Origin of the sequence: Rothia sp. HSID18069 (genome assembly GCF_003989155.1) — a bacterium.
GTDB lineage: Bacteria > Actinomycetota > Actinomycetes > Actinomycetales > Micrococcaceae > Rothia > Rothia aeria.
The window spans coordinates 113,252-132,306 of record NZ_RBMG01000004.1 but is presented as its reverse complement, the minus strand read 5'-3'; the positions used below and the strand labels follow the sequence as shown (position 1 = coordinate 132,306).

Annotated in this window: 11 protein-coding genes; all 11 read right to left on the bottom strand. The window is 60.4% G+C overall.

From position 1 onward, the window contains the following. Positions 1-13 precede the first annotated feature (13 nt). The 11 genes from D8M41_RS09640 to D8M41_RS09590 all read right to left on the bottom strand — a co-directional run bounded on the left by D8M41_RS09640 (position 14) and on the right by D8M41_RS09590 (position 18,882). A complete protein-coding gene (locus tag D8M41_RS09640) occupies positions 14-412 on the bottom strand; it encodes a hypothetical protein (RefSeq protein ID WP_126926898.1) in 399 nt (132 codons plus the stop codon). After that, on the bottom strand, positions 405-1,286 hold the full coding sequence (locus D8M41_RS09635) for an arylamine N-acetyltransferase family protein (protein WP_023133470.1): 882 nt from the start codon (positions 1,284-1,286) through the stop codon (positions 405-407). Before D8M41_RS09635 ends, D8M41_RS09640 begins: the two co-directional genes overlap by 8 nt. A gap of 125 nt (positions 1,287-1,411) precedes the next feature. Further along, the gene (locus D8M41_RS09630; RefSeq protein WP_006888411.1) at positions 1,412-1,996 is read right to left on the bottom strand and encodes an NAD(P)H-dependent oxidoreductase; all 585 of its coding nucleotides are present in this window, start codon (positions 1,994-1,996) and stop codon (positions 1,412-1,414) included. 192 nt (positions 1,997-2,188) lie between these two features. After that, positions 2,189-3,373, bottom strand: a complete 1,185-nt coding sequence (locus D8M41_RS09625; RefSeq protein WP_051122086.1) for a putative glycoside hydrolase — start codon at positions 3,371-3,373, stop codon at positions 2,189-2,191. Beyond that, complete coding sequence (gene pelF / locus D8M41_RS09620) at positions 3,373-5,043, bottom strand: GT4 family glycosyltransferase PelF (protein ID WP_023133469.1); 1,671 nt, start codon at positions 5,041-5,043, stop codon at positions 3,373-3,375. Before pelF ends, D8M41_RS09625 begins: the two co-directional genes overlap by 1 nt. Positions 5,044-5,064: 21 nt before the next feature. Then, positions 5,065-6,420, bottom strand: a complete 1,356-nt coding sequence (locus tag D8M41_RS09615) for a hypothetical protein (protein WP_126926897.1) — start codon at positions 6,418-6,420, stop codon at positions 5,065-5,067. Positions 6,421-7,177: 757 nt separating this feature from the next. After that, a complete protein-coding gene (locus D8M41_RS09610) occupies positions 7,178-12,070 on the bottom strand; it encodes an NAD-glutamate dehydrogenase (protein ID WP_126926958.1) in 4,893 nt (1,630 codons plus the stop codon). A gap of 239 nt (positions 12,071-12,309) precedes the next feature. Continuing rightward, positions 12,310-13,281: a bile acid:sodium symporter family protein gene (locus D8M41_RS09605; RefSeq protein WP_006888493.1), complete on the bottom strand. Its 972-nt coding sequence runs from the start codon at positions 13,279-13,281 to the stop codon at positions 12,310-12,312. A 235-nt stretch (positions 13,282-13,516) separates the two neighbouring features. Next, positions 13,517-15,430, bottom strand: coding sequence for a M48 family metallopeptidase (locus D8M41_RS12100; RefSeq protein WP_126926896.1), 1,914 nt, complete (start codon positions 15,428-15,430; stop codon positions 13,517-13,519). Between the two features lie 456 nt (positions 15,431-15,886). Next, positions 15,887-17,158, bottom strand: coding sequence for a glycine-rich protein (locus D8M41_RS09595; RefSeq protein ID WP_126926895.1), 1,272 nt, complete (start codon positions 17,156-17,158; stop codon positions 15,887-15,889). A gap of 587 nt (positions 17,159-17,745) precedes the next feature. Beyond that, a complete protein-coding gene (locus tag D8M41_RS09590) occupies positions 17,746-18,882 on the bottom strand; it encodes an acetate/propionate family kinase (RefSeq protein ID WP_006888463.1) in 1,137 nt (378 codons plus the stop codon). Positions 18,883-19,055: the final 173 nt, after the last annotated feature.

Here is a 19,055-nt window from a genome sequence, read left to right as displayed (position 1 = left end):
GACACTCACGCCTTCACCTGCGGAAAATATGGTGCAGGCCCTCATCGGATGATGCCGCCTCGTCCTCGTAAACCTGCACGGGTTCTGCCTCACCGCATAGCAGGTACCCGTTATAGTTATCGTTCGGCACGTAGCACACAACCCCTGCGGCCCGTGATGCAGTGACCACTTTCTCCTGTATCTCTTCTGGGTTTGCCTCCACCCGGTAAAGGCTCACCAGCAGCGCCGCGTCTCCCGTTACATGCCAGTACAGGCACAGGCAGCGCAGGGCGTTGAGCTCCACCGGTGGGATGCCCTGCAGCTCGCTGGAGGTGACCACCAGCACGTTCTCCGCCGGGCAGCCCAGGGCGACGGCAATAAAAGCCGCTAATTCCTGCGGACTTAACCGGTTTTTCACGAAAAAATCAAACATGCGGCTCTTGTACCTGCCCTTCTCCCCTAACGCTCTGTGTACCGGCGTCACCACCGCTGTGGGTGTCTAAAAACTGCTGGAGGCGCCGGGACAGCCCGTCCGTTTGCGGCAGACTCACAGTAAAACATGAGCGCAGAACATCCAGCAGCGAAGCGGCATCGGTGATGGTGCGCACCCTGCGGGAACCGTCCGGGCGGTGCAGAGTGTAGCGGGTATTCAGCAGCGTGTGGCGGCTGCCGTCCGGGACGGCGCGGGCCGCCATGAGGCGGGTGCGGAACGGCGAGTGCGGGTGGGTGGACACGAACCAGTTACCCACCTGAAGGTCAATGCGGCGCTGCGGCTGGCGGTCAAAGGTGTACAGCAGCTGCTGCGTGGCACCGGTGACAGCGCATAAAACCAGGCCGTCCCGGTGCGGTTTTAGGCGGTACTGCCCGTGCGGGGTTAGCTGCGTCTTTTCGCTCTCAAGCAGCAGCGGGGCGGTTGGGGCCAGCCCGCCGAACCCCGCATCCACCAGCCACGGCTGCCCTTGAAGCGTCACCTGAAGCAGCATGTGGGTGCGCGCCCCAGCCTCCTCCAGCTGGTTATTGGGGATGACGCTGCCGGTGAGCGGGCGGGCCTCAAACCCGAGCAGGGTGAGCGCATCAAGCAGCAGCAGGTTCAGTTCGTAGCAGTAGCCGCCGCGCCGCTGCGCAACGAGCTTACGGAAGATGCTGCCGCTATCAATCGGTACGGGCTCGCCCAGGACGGTGCTCAGGGTCTGAAACGGCAATGCCGCCATGTGCCGGGTGAGCAGGGTTTTCAGTGCGGTAAGGTCGCACCGGGTGGGCTTAAACCCTATCAGGTGAAGGTACTCACCGAACTGTGCGGCGTCCATGGCATGTCCTCTACACGGTCAAAACTGTGGCCGTTCCATTATCTCAGGGGTTGACCCGCTGAATACGCAGATTCTCGCCGGGCTACAGGAATACTGGCGGCGCCCGCAGTCTTTCGGCCGCACCGCTAGGCCGGGCCGAACACCTTCTCCAGGTGGGCTATATAGTTCACAATATACTGTTCAACCTGCGGGTTTTTTATGACGTCATTACAGATGAAGGTGGGCAGCTGCGAGGTGCCGATGAACTCGTTAGCCTTATGGAACGGCAGGTATACGGCATCCACGCCCGCACCGCCGAAAAAATCACCGGCACGGGTGAACGCCTCAAGGGGTGCGTTCCAGGTGAGTGAGAGCATATGCTGACGGCCTGTGAGCAGGCCGCCGGTGCCGTACCCCTCGGTGGGGCTGGCGCTGCTGCGGCCGTCATTGGAGAACAGCATACCCGCGCCAGCGGTGAACACCTCGTCCATGTATTTTTTGACGGTCCACGGCGGGCCCATCCACCAGCCGGGCATCTGCCAGATCACCGCGTCCATCCACAGGAACTTATCTACCTCCTGCGGCAGGTCGTACCCCTCATCAATGACGGTTTCACGCGTTTGGTGCCCTTGAGCCTGTAGGGCGCTGCGGGCGGTCTGATGCAGGGTGTGGTTCAGGCGGCCCGCCGAGTGGCCGAATGCTTTGCCGCCGTCCAAAAGTAGGATATTCATGTGTTCGCTCCTTTGATTGCTCAAACCGGTACTCACTGAACAGCCTACCGATGCGCACCGCAAAAAACGACCCGTTTCTTAACCTGCCTACCCGCAGCACCCCGCCTGGGGCCTCAATGACCGGGCGTGCCCGGCGGCCCAGCACCCCGCTGAGTGCAGCATAATTCCGTCGGGCAGCGCCCGCGCATGACCCTACTTGCGGTAGAGAACCCCCTGGTGCGCCTGAAGCGTCAGCGTGCTGGGCGGGGTATTGCCGGCGGCGTCTTTGAGCCCGCTGGGCACACGCACCATGCGGGAGGTGGTGCCCAGGTTAATGGCCGCCCAGCCGTGTGTAAACGCCCGCGCATGCACCGCCCCGTCGCTTTTCACCGCCTCGGCGGGGGTGCCCAGATCGTACGACATTTCTGGGGAGAACGGGGTTCCGTTGTAACTATCGTGTTCGGTGGCGGCAATGCCCGTGAACCGCCCGCCGCCGAAAATCCAGAACCCCGCCAGCCCGTACAGCAGGTTCTCGTCTGTGCCCGTCACTGGTGCTTTCGGGCCGCCGGAGGGGGTGCGCAGGATCGTCACTTTCGGTGCTGTCCGATCGGCGCGCTGAAGCCCCTCGTCGTAGGCTAGGCGCACCTGCCCCTGGGCGCCGCGGCCAATGTGGCGGCTTTGCAGCATGGCGTAGGTGGAGTCCAGAAATTCTTGGGCACCCCAGCCCAGCCAGACTTCCTCAAAACCGCCGCCGTAGGCGCTGTGCGCCTCCCATTTGCCCCACCGCAGGCGCGCCTCGGCAATATTTGGCACCAGAATCTTACCGGCCTTGTTCAGCTCGGCGCCCGCGTACTCGATCAGGTGGTCTAGGCCCGCGCGTACAGTCGCCATGGAGTCGACGTTGCGGATAGGCAGGTTCAGCCCGTAGTAGTCGCTCTCAATATCGTTATCGCCCATCACCCCGTCAAATGGCGAGTCACGCAGTTCTTTGACGACCGAGTCCATCCAGTACCAGCGGTAGTCGGGGTTCCATACCGCCATCTGGTAGTGCTGGGGGTAGCCGCGCCACTCAATGAGTGAGCCGTCCGTACGGCGGGCGTACAGGTCTTTGCCGTTTTGCAGCGCCTGCTGCGCCGTATCCCAGGAGACCCCGGAGGAGTAGATGGGCCCCGGCTCGTAGGAGCGGGTGGAGGAGAGGCATTTATAGGCCAGTACCACCATATCCGGCGCATTCTTTTTCAGGTACAGTGCCGCGTCCTGCTCCCAGGGCTGCAGAATAGCAACCGAATAGTTTTGCACAGCAAACTCTAGCTGTTTCCGGGTGATCGGGTCCCCACCGTAGCGTATCCACGCACCAAAACGGCCGGGCACACCAGCCCGCAGAGCTGTATTATTAATCATTCCTCAGTATATTTTGACGGTCGTGCGGGCAGCCCACCAAGCTTACGGTAGATGCGGTTGTAATGCTCCATCACCAGGCTCAACTGGAAAAACTTCTCCACGCGCGCATACGCGTTACGGCTATACTGCTCATACAGCCCAGGGGTTTCCATAATGATGCGCAAGGCGCGGGCAAAACCGGTCACATCCCCCGGAACAGTTAAGATGCCGCAGTTACCAATTTCTTTCCCGTCGGAGGCGTCCAAAATATCGTCGATCAGCTGCGACATGCCGCCCACATCGGTACTCACCAGCGGTATGGACGCAGCCATCGCTTCCAGTGCCACGACGGGTTGCCCCTCATTATAGCTAGGCATTAGCAGCAGGTCGTAGTTCGCCAGCATCTGGCGCACCTTCACCGTACCGTGGAATGTGATGAACTGGCCCATCCCCAAGTCTTCAATCAGATTCAGGCACTGCTGGTAGTAGTCGATGCTGTGGTCGGTGGGACCCAGCACATCCAGGTGGAAGTTCATGATGCCGGCATCACGCATCTGCGCCAGGGTGCGAATCAGATCCGCCAAGCCCTTAATCGGCACCACGCGCGCAATGAACACGAACCGCCACACGTGGTTGCGGGCGTCCTCAAAGATTTTCATGCGCGCAGCCATGCGGGCTTCAAGGGCCGAGTGCACGCTCTCAATCAGCATACCGTTGGGCAGAATAATCGCGTGATCTTCACGATCGCCGGGGTTCAGCTGGTCGATGGGCGCACCCAAACCGCGCGCCTCTTCCAGGGCTTTGGGGTACAGGTAGGTGATCATGTCGGCGCTCGGGTAGCAGAACCTGCCCATCTCAATGAACCAGGTGACCCAGACTCGCTCGTCGAAGGTGACCGGGCGTTCCATGAACAGCTTATAGTCGGCCGTGACCGGCTTATCCATTGGGCGTTCAAGCTTCGTATTTGCCGTGTCGCGCACATACAGGTTGTGTTCGGTCAGCAGGAACTTAGACCCGTAGTCGCGCGCAGCGGCGGCCGCAATGAGTGAAGCGTACCCGGTGGTGTGCGCGTGGTACACGCGGGCGTACGGCATGTTCTGGCGCAGCAGGGCGTACAGCAAAGACGTGAAATCGCGGACTTTCCAGAACAGTTCGGTCAGCGGAATCTCGGAGAGGAACCCCCAGGTGCCCATCGCCTCCATGAACTCGCGGCTGCCCACCACCGAGAACAGCGGGAAGGAGCGGGTGCGCGGGTTAATACCCTCATCGTACAGGTCCCACAGCGGGTTCATATCCCCCTTCACCAGCGCGGAGAACGCCTCAAGGATGCGCCGCACCAGCTTTTTCCGCTGCCGCGCGTTCATGCGCAGGTGCGTGGGGTCGCAGTCGTGGGCGAATTCTTCCTTAAACTCCTCCATGCTCAGGTAGATCACACGCACCCATTTAACGTTCTCCGGCACGCCGTAGAGGTCTTCTTGGGGGGAGTTTGAGTCCCAGGCGATGTGAATAATCCCGAACGTCAGATCCGGGTTCTCCGAGACAATGTCGTGCACCACCGACGACACTCCACCCTTAAGGTACGGGTAGGTGGACTCCATGACGATAGCGACATCGACATCCGGGTAGTCGGGGTCTGGGGTGCGCGGCACCGGTGCTGGGCGGCGCAGAGGTTCATAGACGTTTCGCATGTGGTGTTCCTAGTGGGAAAGCTACCAGGCGAGCGCGCGACGCCAGAAGAGAGAATGCTCCGGCGAAGCCCACGCGCGGCGGTAGAAGGTGTAGGCAATAATGGCGAGTATGGCCTCCCCCAGGATAAGGGGGAAGTAGCCGCCCTCGTTGGGCATAATGGCGAAGATGATGCATACCAGCACCAGGTGCGCCACACCGATAAGCTGAGAGATACGGTACAGGCCCATGAATTCGATCTGGTAGTTGCACAGGGTAACCACCAAGAACAGCCCGGCGGCAATAATGCCGGCGAACCCTATGGGGAACACATGCGGGATGGCGACGAGCATGATCAGCCCGGTAATGACCGAGGCGAAAATGGCGACCGTGAGGCTGCGAACCATCGCGTAGTTCGACACGTGGGTTGCTTCTTTGGCGGTGTTGGTGACCTGGGCGAAGGGTTTCTCTTCGAAGGTGCTCCACAGTTTCTTAATGACGAGGTTCACCCGGTCTGCTTCGGCCACGAAGAAGTAGTTGTAGGCCAGCACGCACGGGATGAGGCTGATGTAGATGGCGACCACGTTAATCTGCCCGTGGGCGGCGACGAACAGCACGTACTTATCGGCCCACAGCACCGAGCCGGTGAGGAACCCGCGCAGCGCATCCTGGGCCACATGAATAATGGGGGTGCGGCTGAATACTTTGAGCTGGCGGATGTTCTTGCGCAGGCACAGCAGCAGCACAATAATGCCTGCGGTGGGCGGCAGGAACCAGAAGATGGGGAAGAACAGCAGCGCCGCCGCGTACCCGAGCCAGGCGAAGAACCAGTCCACCTGGTTTTTAGCCAGGCTCGGCAGCACGAGCAGCTGCGCGAAGGCGAGGTTAAGCACGCCGAGTATGAGGTAGGAGACAACAGCGGATGCGCTCCAGTGCATGATGAAGATCAGCGGCAGCGCAAAGAGGATAATGAGGGGCAGGGTGGTCAGGTAAATGTATGGCCAGTTGCGGGCGAACGCGGCTACGTCGCTCACGCGCTGGTATGCGGGGGTTTTGAGGAGGGCTTTGAGCTGGCGAACTTTTTCGACGGTACCTTCCTTGAGTTCCGTCTCAAGTCTTTCGGTGAGTTCTTGACGGTTTTTTGCGACCCGCTTGTGCTCTAGTTCGATGGCGCGGTAGATGGGCATACAGGCGGCCTGGCTGAGCCAGGGCACGGTGATGGATGCTGCAAGAATAACGTGTACGAGGGGTACGTCGCCGAGACGGTACTTGCCCAGCTCTGGTGTGACAACCGGGAAGACGACCATCAGCAGGGCGACGGGCGATACGTAGAGTAAAAAGTTGTAAAGAAGACGCAGTTTTTTACGTGTGGCGTCCTCTTGTGCGTCGGTGGGTGCCAAGGGAATATGCCTTTGTGGTTGGGGTAGTGGTTGGGTGTGGCTGGTTATAGTACTAGTCTACGGTGATTGTGAGCGAGACCTTCACACCCCGTGCGGGTGGGTGCACCGTGCAATGTGTGTAGTGTTGGCGGCTGGTGCTTGTCTCGCCTAAATATTGTTTTATCTGCGTCTGAGCCGGCTGCGGGCGGGCCTTTCCATCATGTTGTCCTCAAGGTATAGGCTTACGTTAACTTTCAGTCTGTACATGATATTAGCGCACACCGGGATGGTATTCATTAACCGGTATAAATGCGCGTGTTTATCGTTGGGGTTATTTCCGCGTAATTGCGGGTTTTACCTTGATTTCTAGAGTATTTTTCCTTCGGCGTGGTGTATTTAAATCTCTACTTAACGGCGAATAAAATGAAATATTATTCGCACCACGTTTGTTTGACGTATTGTGTAAAACACCGTGCTAACTGCCTGCGGCAACAATCTCCAGACGTTTAATAATGCCCCCATACCCCCGTGGTACGTCAAATTGAGATTACCAATAAATCCCTCGCTATGTGTGGGGTTTCACACTAAAAACCACATTTTTATGTCCTGCACCACCCGGAGGCGGGCGCGGGGCGCCTTCCTAGTCCGCGATGCACCTTCAAACCAGATGCTGGGCGTCTCCTTGAAGCCGGGCGCGGAGCACAGCGAAAGGCCCGGCACCCCGCTCTGCTGAGTGGGAGCACCGGGCCTTTTCAGCCTTATCTGGCGGTAACGCCCCTTAGGATGCGCTAGAGAGCGTGCGCAGAGCCACCGAAATCACAGCCAGACGCGGGTGCCCGGCCGGTGCCGGTTCAGCCTCACGGATTTCGGCGAGAACACGGTCAATATTGCCCACACGGGTCGGGTGGTTCTCAACCCATTCCTGAAGCGCCAGCTGCGCCCCGGCGGGGGTGTGCGTCTCATGCTTACCGTTCTCAGACGCCACAGAGATCGCCAGCTCGGCGGCGGTCTCGTACAGGCTGCCGCGCATCGCCTGCCGTGCCAGGGTCTCCCAGCGGTCATTACGCGACAGCTCGCTGATCAGGCCCAGCAGCTGATCCACCTTGAACCGGTCGTAGGATGCGAAATAGATCGGCGCCAGCTCGGTTGCGCCCAGGCTGTTGTCCCGTGCGGAACGGATAACGTCCATGAGGGCGTAACCTTCGAACCCGCGAATCCAGATGACGATAAGCTCCTCCGGCAGGCCCCACTCTTCACCGAGCACACGCTTAGCGCGCACCCGCTCACGGGAAGCTTCCGAGAGGTATTCGGGCAGGTTGTGGCGCAGGGAGACAACCTCACCGAAGTTCTGCAGCATCTGGCCGATGCTGATGCCGGCAACCACGCCGCGCTCAGCAATCAGCCAGCGCACCACGCGGTCCAGCACACGCTGGTTATCGTGCAGTACCGTGTACCATGCCTCCAGGGCGGTGGTGGCCGGCAGTGCACGGTGCAGTGCGGCAGACTTGCCAAGCTCGAACAGTTCGCGGGCCACAATAAAGGCACGCGCCACAGAGTCCACACCAACATTGGTTTCTTCCATTGCACGGTAGGCGAAGGTAATACCGCCCAGGTTCACCATCTCGTTGGCGACGCGGGTGCAGATAATCTCCTTACGCAGCGGGTGTGATTCCAGGTACTCGCCGAAACGCTGCACCAGGGCCGCCGGGAAGTACTCGTGCAGTACCCCGCTCAGGTAGGGGTCGTCCGCGAAATCGGTTTGCTCCAGGGCGTGCGTGAGGTAAATCTTCACGTAGGCGGCCAGCACCGACAGCTCGGGGCGGGTCAGGCCCAGCCCGGTCGCCTCAAAACGCGCCTGCAGCTGCTTGTCTGTGGGCAGGAATTCGACCTTGCGGTTCAGCCCTGCGTTCGCTTCCAGGTGGCGCATCAGGCGCTTGTACACGTTAATGCCCAGGAACGTCTCGTGGAACTCACCCTGCAGCAGCACGTTCTGCTCAATATTGGTTTCAAGCACCTTAGCGCCCACCTCGTCCCGCAGGGACTCAATGAAGTCGGCGCGCTCTTCAGCGGCAAGCTCACCGCCGGTCACCAGGCGGTCAACCAAAATCTTAATGTTCACCTCGCGGTCGGAGGTCTCCACACCGGCAGAGTTGTCGATCGCGTCAGTATTAATGATGACGCCGTTCTCGGCGGCCTCCACACGGCCCAGCTGGGTGAAGCCCAGGTTACCGCCCTCACCCACGATCTTGGCGCGCAGCTCGTTACCGTTCACGCGCAACGCGTCGTTGGCTTTATCGCCCACCTGCAGGTTGTCCTCGGTGGATGCCTTCACGTAGGTGCCGATACCGCCGTTGTAGAGCAGATCAACCGGTGCCTTCAGAACCGCCGCGAGCAGCTGCGGGGGCGCCAGTTCGGTCACGTCCTCGCCCAGGCCCAGGGCTTCACGAACCTGCGGGGTGATCTCAACCGACTTGGCGCTGCGCGAGTACACGCCGCCGCCAGCGGAAATCAGCTCACGGTTGTAGTCCTGCCATGAGGAGCGCGGCAGGTTGTACAGGCGCACGCGCTCTTCAAACGAAATCGCCGCATCCGGGTTCGGGTCAAGGAAAATGTCGCGGTGGTCGAAGGCAGCAACCAGGCGGGTCTTCTGCGAGAGCATCATGCCGTTGCCGAACACGTCACCAGACATATCACCAATACCGACGGCGGTGAATTCCTCCGCCTGGCAGTCATGGCCCAGCTCCGCAAAGTGGCGCTTGACGGACTCCCACGCACCGCGGGCGGTAATGCCCATCGCCTTGTGGTCGTACCCGACCGAGCCGCCGGATGCGAACGCATCGCCCAGCCAGAACCCGTACTCGGCGCTAATAGCGTTCGCGGTATCGGAGAATGCGGCGGTTCCCTTATCGGCAGCGACCACCAGGTAGTAGTCGTCCCCGTCGCGGGCCACAATACCTTCGGGGCGTACCACGGTCTCGGTGCCGTCAGCAGACACCTTGAGGTTGTCGGTCACATCCAGCAGGGAGCGGATGAACACCTTGTAGGATTCGCGGCCCTCAGTGATCCAGGCGTCACGATCCACGGCCGGATCCGGCAGCTGCTTGGGGTAGAAGCCGCCCTTGGCGCCGGTGGGGATAATCACGGCGTTCTTCACCATCTGCGCCTTGACCAGGCCCAGCACCTCGGTGCGGAAGTCGTCGCGGCGATCCGACCACCGCAGGCCGCCGCGGGCCACGTCGCCGAAGCGCAGGTGCACGCCCTCCACGCGCGGGGAGTATACGAAAATCTCGTACTTGGGGTGCGGCAGGGGCGCGAAAATGAGTTCCTCGGAGGCGACCTTAAACGCCAAGGATTCACGGTTAAGGTACGCGTTGGTGCGCAGCACGGCGCGGATCACGCGGGTCAGTGACCGCAGGTAGCGGTCGGCGTCCAAGGTGGGGATCTTATTGAGCTCTTCACGCAGGCGCTCGATCAGCTCGGCGCGCTTAGCCTCACGGGCCTCGTCGGTGAGCCCGTTCTTCGGGTTAAAGCTGGTGTGGAAGAAGTCCACCAGCAGCAGGGTGACGGCGGAGTTCGCCAGCAGGGTGTTCGACATGAACGAGGGGGTGTACCCCAGGCCCAGCTGAATCAGGTAGTGGTTAAAGGCGCGGAATAGGCTCGCCTCCTGCCAGGTGAGGCCCTCCACCAGGATCAGCCTATCGAGCGTGTCAGATTCGCGCTGGCCCAGCAGGTAGGCGTTCAGCGCGTCCTCGTAGAGCGAGGCGACTTCCTCGGGGTCCACACCCTCGGGGAATTCCACACCGAAGTCGTACAGGTAGACGCGTGAACCGTCTTCCCTGGTGAGTTCGGAGGGGTTCTGATCGGCGACGATCAGGCCCATGTTCTGCATGACGGGCAGAAGCTCGGTGAGGGTGTGGGGACTGGTCAGGTAGGTCTTCAGGCGGGTGACGTTGCCTGCGCCGTTTTCAACTTTGATAGCGGCGGGCTTAGTGGTCTCAGCCATTAGAGATTCAAAAGTCACGATATCCTCAATTGCATTTTCTACTTCGTATTCGGCACGGTAGGCCATGGGTGCGGCTTCCGCCCAGGCGGCGGCCAGGCGGCGGCCCTCAATGCCGGGTTTGAGCGTCTCAAGTGCGGCGGCGGTGGCTTCCGCCCAGGAGCGGGTGGCCGTCTGCAGCCGCTTTTCGAGAGCGCTAATATCCGTTTCCGGCACAACCGTGGGGTCGGTGAGCCGGATACGGAAAAATATACGGGCCAGCGACGACGACGAGAGGTAAATCTGGTAGTCGATGGCCTGCAGGTCAAACTCCTCACGGAATACCTGCTCGATGCGGTTAAGCACGGTGGTGTTGAACCGATCACGCGGAAGGTACACGACCGCGGTAATGAACCGGTCAAACCGATCCACACGTAAAAACAACCGGGTTTTACGGCGCTCTTCCAGCCCCATAATCCCTTTGAAAGTTTCGGTGAGGAAATCCACCGACGCCTGAATCAGCTCAAGGCGCGGGTAGTCTTCAATAGCGCCAATCAGCGCCTTATCAGAGTGGGAGCCGGGGTGGAACCCTAGACGACGGCGAACCATGGCGATCCGCTCACGAATCAGCGGCGTCTCAACAGCCGGCAGTGAGTACGCCTGCCGGGAAAACAGCCCCAGGATGACGTACTCGCCCACCACCCGGCCGGTGGCATCAAAACGGCGCACCCCCACATAGTCGAGATAGTCGATGCGCCCCACAGTGGAGCGGGTGTTCGCTTTCGTCACGTACAGCGGGCGGGGCATAAGAGCACGGTCCAGCGCCTTCCCGGAGAGGGCGATACTGTGCTTGCCCTCGGTGGAACGCAGGATACCCAAGGCACTGCCGGGCTTGTCAACAAGCTCAAACCCTGCAGCGCCCGAGGTGAGCACGCGCTCTTTCACGCCGAGGAACAGGAAATTCCCGCGGGTCAGCCAGCGCAGGAACTCCTGGCAGGCAATAACCCTCGCGGCTGGCTCGTTCCCGCCGGGGTGGGCATTGAACGATTCCTGCCCGTCACCAAGGGTGACCCCGCGCAGGGCATCCATGGAGGTGATGATGTTATTGACCTGCAGGATCATTTTCTCCTTATCGCGGGCAGCAGCGTGCACGTCGGAGAGGGTTTTCGTCACGCCCTCACGCAGCGCCTGAACCCGTTCGGCGCTCAGGTGCCTGGTTAGCCGTAACGCAATCCACGACTCCACGGCCACGCTTGAACCGGGCGGGGCATCTTCTGAGAGTTTCAGGGCGGGGATCCCCAAGGTGGCGGTGTCGCCGCTGGCTACGGGCTTATCGACCCCGGTGCCGCGCACAACCAGCAGGTTACCGTCGGGGCCGCGCTCAACCACGAAGAGGGGATGGAAGATCGACTCGATACCGCCGAACTCAGAGGAAACATAGGCGGTGATGGAGCTTACCAGGTGCGGCATGTCGTCATTTACGATGAGCACCATGGTGGAGTGTTCGGTATCGTGCACCTCAATCAGGGGAGTGCCGGGTGCGCGTGTCTGCGCCAGCTCACGGTGGGTGCGGGCCAGCGCCTCCAATTGCGCCGAGGTGTAGCCTTCGCGGTCGGTGTCTGGGCTGTTGTGGAAGTATTGCTCTATCCATGCATCGGCGCCAGAGTAGCGTCCCATAGCGTTGTCACTCACTGACAAGGTATGCCTCCGAAGTTCTATCACTTCACTGTGACGGTGTGTCTGTTATCTGCGCTTGCGCGTGTAACCTAACTCAAGCTTATACCTATTCTGCCTGTATTCTCTTCAAAATGCACGACTAGTCCCCGAATTTTCTAGCTCAGGGCGAAGAACAGCACCATATTTCGGCTCCGAAATATACGGTGCGCAGGCAGCCTCTCACATGGTGGAATCCACGCCGTGGGTGCCCCTAATTATGAGGAGGTAAGCCCCAGGGTGCGGCTGTAGCGGGTTGCGAGCCAGGTGCACATCATCAGCTGCACCTGGTGGAATACCATCAGCGGCAGCATCAATAACCCGAGCGAGCCGGAACCGAAAATAATAATCGCCATGGGCAGGCCCGCCGCCAGCGACTTCTTCGACCCGCAAAATTGGATGGTGATGCGGTCCGCGCGGTTAAACCCGAGCTTTCGGGCGATCACGTCGGTCACCCACAGCATGAACGCAACCATGAGCGCCGTAATAACCACCAGCAGCACAATCTGCCACCAGTCCACGCGCGTCCACACCCCCTGCACCACCGAGGCTGAAAACGCTGAATAGACGATCATCATGACCGAGAACTTATCGAGCCACTTGGTGGTGGGTTTCTTCGCGAACTCCCCCACCCACCGCCGGGTGAGCTGCCCCAGCAGAAACGGAAGGAACAGCTGAATAGCAATATCAAGGAACACGCTGCCGGAGATCGCCACATGGTCGCTGTTCATGAGCAGCATCGCTAAGAGCGGGGTGGCAAGCACACCCACAATACTTGAGAGGGACGCGCTAACAATCGCCGCCGCCACATTCCCCCCAGCAATGGACGTAAAGGCGATTGATGCCTGCACCGTTGAGGGCACGAGCGTCAGAAACAGCAGCCCCAGGTACAGCCCGTCACCAAGCACGAACCGCAGCGGGTAAAGCGCCAACCCGAACAGGGGGAAAAGCACGAAGGTGCAGGTGAGAATCATGGCGTGAAGCCGCCAATGCGCCAGCCCTTTGAGGGCCTCACTGGTGGAAAGGCGCGCACCGTACAGGTAGAACAGCAGCGCCACAGCAAACTTGGTTCCGGTGCTAAACCATGCGGCGAAGTCCCCGCGTGCCGGGATAAAAATCGCCAGTATCACGGCGGTAATAAGCATGACGATAAGCGCATCAGGGCGTTTTCCCTTGAGTTTGCTGAGCATGACCCCATTCTACTCGCACCCCAGGCGCCTTAGAGCTCCGGAACGCACCGGTGTGCCTGCATCGCGGCGCCTTCACACAGCGCTTTCCCAGCCGTGTATACCGCACCGAGCGCCCCGGTGTTACCCGAGGCGCTATGTGCTGTAGTACGCGGCGGCCGCCTCACAGTACCTGCAAGACGGCCGCGCACTGCCCCGCAATATCAAGGCAAAACGTTATATTCAGTTTTTAGAATATTTAATCAGTGGAGGAGCCGCCGAAATCCGTCCCGGAGTCTGACCCGCTATCCGTACTGACGTCCGAGCTGGAACCTGAATCGTAATCTGCGGCAGAGCCTGCGCAGGAGTCCCCCGCAGAGTCGCCGGTATCGGCGGGCGCGTCGGTGCCCGAACACGTGGTGTCAGGCTCAGCCGGGGTTTCTGGTTCAGCGGGTCCAGAGCCTGCCTGCGGGTCAATACCGTACGTATTATGGGCCTGCTGCTGTGCGCTTTCACCATCGTGCTGCGGTGCCGTTGAGCCATCCTGCCCCGTTGGCACATAGTACCCGTAGCCCCGCCCAGGTTGAGGCTGCTGCGGCTGACCGGGGCGGCTCGGGGCACCCTGCGAACCGGGGTCGTAGCCGTACGGCTGCTGCATCTGCCCAGCGCCGCCTGGTTGTGCAGTACCCGGCTGAGCACCGCCGGGCTGCTGCCTGGGCTGCACATAGTATCCGTAGGTACCCTGCTGCGGCCCGGGCTGTGCGGGTTGCTGCGGCTGCGGGTACTGTTGCGGTTGCGGCTGTGCCTGGTGCGGCTGGTACGGCTGAGGCTGCCCCGGCTGCGGTGCTGGGCCGTACCCGGGCGGCTGCCACATGGGTTGCTGCCCGCCGCTGGCGGCGTACTGTTCCCACCGGGAGGCGTAGGCGGCGCGGGCAGCCGCATCCTGCCACCCGGTGTATAGGGTGCCCTCGAACTTCGGTGCGCCCTCGGGGTTGGGTGGGGTGTGCAGCTGCACGGTGTCCAGGCTGTAGTTCTCCCAGGCAGGCTTCTGTTCCTGCATAAATGCGTCCGCCTGCAGCGGGTCGGGCCACAGCGGCACCGGCTCGGAGGAGGGGATGAGCGCGGGCACCGAGGGCGGGTTGTAGGTGGGCCGCCAGAAGAGGCGCCCCGGTTCTTGGCGGTTACGGATCGCGTGGGCGCGCCAGGTCAGCACCGGGTGGGAAGAGATGAGGTTAACGAACCATACGGCCAGTCCCCCGTCGGTGACGGCGCGGTCGGCGAACTCGTCAAAGTTCACCTGCTTGTTCAGGTACTTACCGCCGGCCAGCACTTTCATGCCTCCCCTGGCGCCATCGGGTGAGAGGCGGTAACCAAAGTTATCGGCGGTGTACTCCTGCGCGCGTGAAAGCGCCTGCCCAACAACGGGCAGCCGCATAAAACTATTGGTGAACAGCAGCCGGAAATAGCTCACGTGGCCTGCGGCGATATGCCCCACCTCGTGCCCGATGACGTAGCGCAGCGCCTCGGGGTCACGGGTTTTACCGCCAACCTCGAACATGTCGGAGTATACGCAAATGTAGCGGCGGAACCCGTGGCCGGCGGCGAAGGCGTTCAGCGTGCCGTTGCCGCTAATAACGTAGGCGTCGGGGACGCGGCGCAGACCGGCGGCGCGGGCGGCCTCAACGACCATCTGGTACCCCTCAGGGAACTGGGTGGGAGACATGCGGATGCCGCGCACGCGCTGCTGTGCGTAGAGTATGGCACGCGCAATGTAGATGAGCAGCGGCCCCAGCACCAGCAGCACCACGAACTGTTGGAGGTACTCCTGCATGTAGTATTCGGCGGATCCGGTACGCGGGTAATCACCGAAATCCCCCAGGGAGTCCCTGCTGTCTATCACGAGCAGGAAGGATTCGATAATGAAAACGATCAGACCAATGTACGAGATGAGGGTAAACGAGTAGGCGGCAATGAGCCAGGGCAGCTCACCGGGGTGCCGCAAACCGTTGACAGCCTTATACGGCAGCAGGCTCTGAAATCCCCAGAATTTAGGGGCGGGTAGCGGGCTGGTGGGGGTTTGCCGTTTGTCTTCGGGCAGCCACCCTTGACTGAGGTCGTTGGGCAGGCCGCCCCCGCTGGCGGGGTTCGGCTGGTCCGGTCCGTGCTGGGTCATGCAGTAGTCCAGTTCTTGGTGTCTTTTTGTCTTTATCCCAACTGTACCGTGTTTCTTTGAGGGCGGGTACACGGTTGGCGGCTCTCTCACGGCACTTTAGGGTGGGCCGCGCCGGGGTGTGTTACCCGGCCATGACCGCGCGGTGGGTGCTGCCGCTCGGGTAGGGTAGATAGGGTGGATGCTCAGAGAATCAGCGTAGAGGCCCGCTTGCGCTGCCTCCCACTGCGTACCGTGCAACTAGGTGTGCGCGGTTTCAAGCGTGTGGTGCGGCCGCATATGAACAGCACAAGGGGCGGCCCGCCGCCGGCGCTCGTTACCTCACCGGCGGGAACCGCCCCTAGCCTTTAAGTTATGGGGATGTTCCGAAGAATACAGGGCACCTTACAACCCTGTACCACTCTCGCTCTACTACAACACTCGCTCCATTACACCCCCATAACTTCTGGTCCTGCTTGTTTAGCAGTACCAGAACTTAATGGCGCCGTGGATGCGCTGGCCGACCACGCCCCGGTTTTCTCCGGGCGCGATCATGCCTTTTTCGACTGTTTTATCCACGTAGCTGCCGCCCGCGCCGCCGCCTGCACCGAATGCGCCCGCGCTGAACGCTCCGGTGGGGCGGGTGATACCTTTGCTGGTTTCACCTTTGGCGTGGTCTTCTGTGGGCGTGCTTTTTGCCGAGTCTTTAGTTTCTTCGGGGGCCGATACGCCGGGTGCGGTTCCGCCTTCGCCCTGGTATGCGGCCAGTGCGGCCACTGACCCTGACCCGCCGCCGCCGTAGCCGCCTCCACCGGTGCCGGAGTGCACAATGGTGGTGAGGGTTTCAGCGCCGAGGGTCACGCTGGAGTACTGTGCGGAGCTTTGCGCGCCGTCAGCTTTGCGGTCGTCGCCGGCTTTGCCGCCTTTCTGGCCCGCAATGGTGTTATTGACGATGCTCACCCCTTGGGATGATTCGGCGTGGATAGCCCCGCCGCTGGGGAGCCGCAGCGCCGGGTTGGGTCCGCCTTGGCCGCCGTCTCCAGTGGGCTCACCGCCCTGACCGCCGTTGGCGGGGATGGCCGCCGAGGTGTCGTTGACGAAGGTTGCTGCCGTACTGGCTGCTGCACTTGCTTTTTCACCGCCTGAGCCGCCGTAGATCGGCTCGTTCATCTGCCAGTACAGGTCTTGGTTGTCGTTTGAGCGCTGGTTAATGAGGATGCCAGCGCCGCCACCGGCACCAGCGACCACGAGGGGCTCGTTATTAAAGAGGATGGCGGATGCGCCGCCACCGGTGGGGCCAAAGAATTCTTTAGCGTTTTCACCGGCCCTGTCGGTGAGGGAGGGGCCGTGGGCGCCTCCGCTGCCGTAGCCTTTGCCGGGGTTTACGCTGTTGCCGCGGTTGTAGCCTCCGCCTTCGCCAGCAATAAAGGTGAATTTTCCGGTGCCGTTAAGGCGCACGATGCCTTTAATGGTTGTACCCGCACCGCCTATACCGGTGATGCCGGTGGAGTCATCACTGAATGAGCCGCCTGCGGCTCCGGTGACTTCAAAGTGCAGTTCTTTGGCGTCTGCGGGGACGTCCCACACGAGTTCTTGTGCATAGTTTTCGTGTTTTTTCAGCCCGCCTTTGCTCTGGTCGGGCAGGCACTCGGTAGATGATGCATACGCCGGGACTGCGGTGGTGGCTAGCACTGCCGGAGCTGACCACGCTGCCCCTGCCACAAGTTTGCGGCGTGAAATATTGTTATTCATCCGTATTCTCTTATCTATCGGCGCTACTTTTTTATTGCGGCCGCTGATAATACATGAAGTGTAACGAGGTCGGGGGTTCCGCTTTCTTGCGGATACTGCCCTAATGCATTATCTGCCGCTTCTGACCCCTTTAGTCTAGCAGTATAATTCTTCGCTTTTTTGCGTTTTGTGCATTCTATGTGCGGTATCACTAAATATTTTTAGAGGGCCTTCACGCGGGGGCTTTGGGCGGCTTTCCCCCGTCATACCGCGACTTTAGGGGAACCACCCCAGTCGGAATAACGAAACATACAGAATGTGTAAATATGCAGAATATTTATTACTTTTACACCACAAAATACCGTAAAAAATGGAATATTTTACCCATAAAGTATTCATATTTTAGAAATAAAAATAGCATTCTCAAGAATATTTAATCATAGTTGCCACGGAATATAGTGCGAGGGTATTCACTAAAACTTTATACATTTAAAGCCCGGCGCCTCCCCTTTCTGCGGGGAGGCACCGGGCTTTAAACCGGGGCGCACACGCTACACTGCGGCAGCCTTCGCTTGTCAGCAGCTTATACGTGTGCTACAAGGTTACGGTTATGCGCGTACCAGTTCTTCGGTGGCTTCGGCGATCGCCTTCTCCTCGTTGGTGGGGATGACGAATACGGCAATGCTCGAATCCTCGGTTGAGATCAGGCGCGGTTCGGGGGAGCGCTTCATGTTCTCTTCCTCGTTGTAGCGAATGCCCAACGGTGCCAGGCGGTCCAGCACCAGCTTGCGGAAGTCGCCGGAGTTCTCGCCAATACCTGCGGTGAAAATAAGCGCCTGCGCGCCGCCAACCACCAGGTTGTAGCCGCCGATGTACTTCATCAGGCGGTATGCGGTCATGTCCAGAGCCAGCTGTGCACGCTCATCGCCCGACTGCGCAGACTCCACCACCTTACGCATATCGTTGGAACCCGCCAGCGCCAGCAGGCCGGACTCCTTGTTGAGAATGGTATCCAGGCGTTCCGCGTCGATCTCGGGGTCGCGGGTGAGAATCGTGGTCAGCGCGGAGGGGTCAATATCGCCCGAACGGGTACCCATCACCAGGCCAGCCAGCGGGGTGTAGCCCATTGAGGTATCCACGGACTTTCCGCCCTTCACAGCGGTCACGGATGCCCCGTTGCCCAGGTGCGCCACCACACCGTTAAATTCGTCGCGGGCAATGCCGAGCATATCTGCGGCAACGTGGGAGACGTATTCGTGGCTGGTGCCGTGGAAGCCGTAGCGGCGAATGCTGTACTTATCAGCCAGGTCGTACGGAATAGCGTAGCGCCAGGCGTGCTCGGGCATGGTCGAGTGGAACGCGGTATCGAACACGGCAACCTGCGGCAGGTCGGGCCAGGTGTGGAAGGCGGCACGCATACCCTTCACGTGTGCGGGGTTGTGCAGCGGCGCGAGCGGGGACAGTGCATCAATCTCGTCGATCACCTGCTCATTGAGCAGCACGGGGTGGGTGAACTTCTCGGCGCCCTGCACCACGCGGTGGCCGATAGCCTGCAGTTCGCGGCCGTGCAAAACGTCTTTGAGCTTGTCAGCCATCATATGCAGGGCGACTTCGTGGTCGGGAACGTCAGTACCGATGTTTTCAATGAGACCGGAGGTGAGCATCTGCTCTGCTTCGGGGGCGGAGGTGTCGCGCACCTGGTATTTGAGAGATGAGGAACCTGCGTTCACAACAAGAATAAGCATGGGTTTTTAGTTTCTTTCTGAAATAAGTTGGGTTAGCCCCAATCGTCGTCCTTTATATCCTACTTGAGGTGTGGGCCAACGAGCCAGAATCCGCGGGCAGCGGGTATTTGGTCCGAGCAGCGAAGAAAATACCCTCTTTCGGGCTACTATCCTCTGCCCGTGAAGAAGATAGG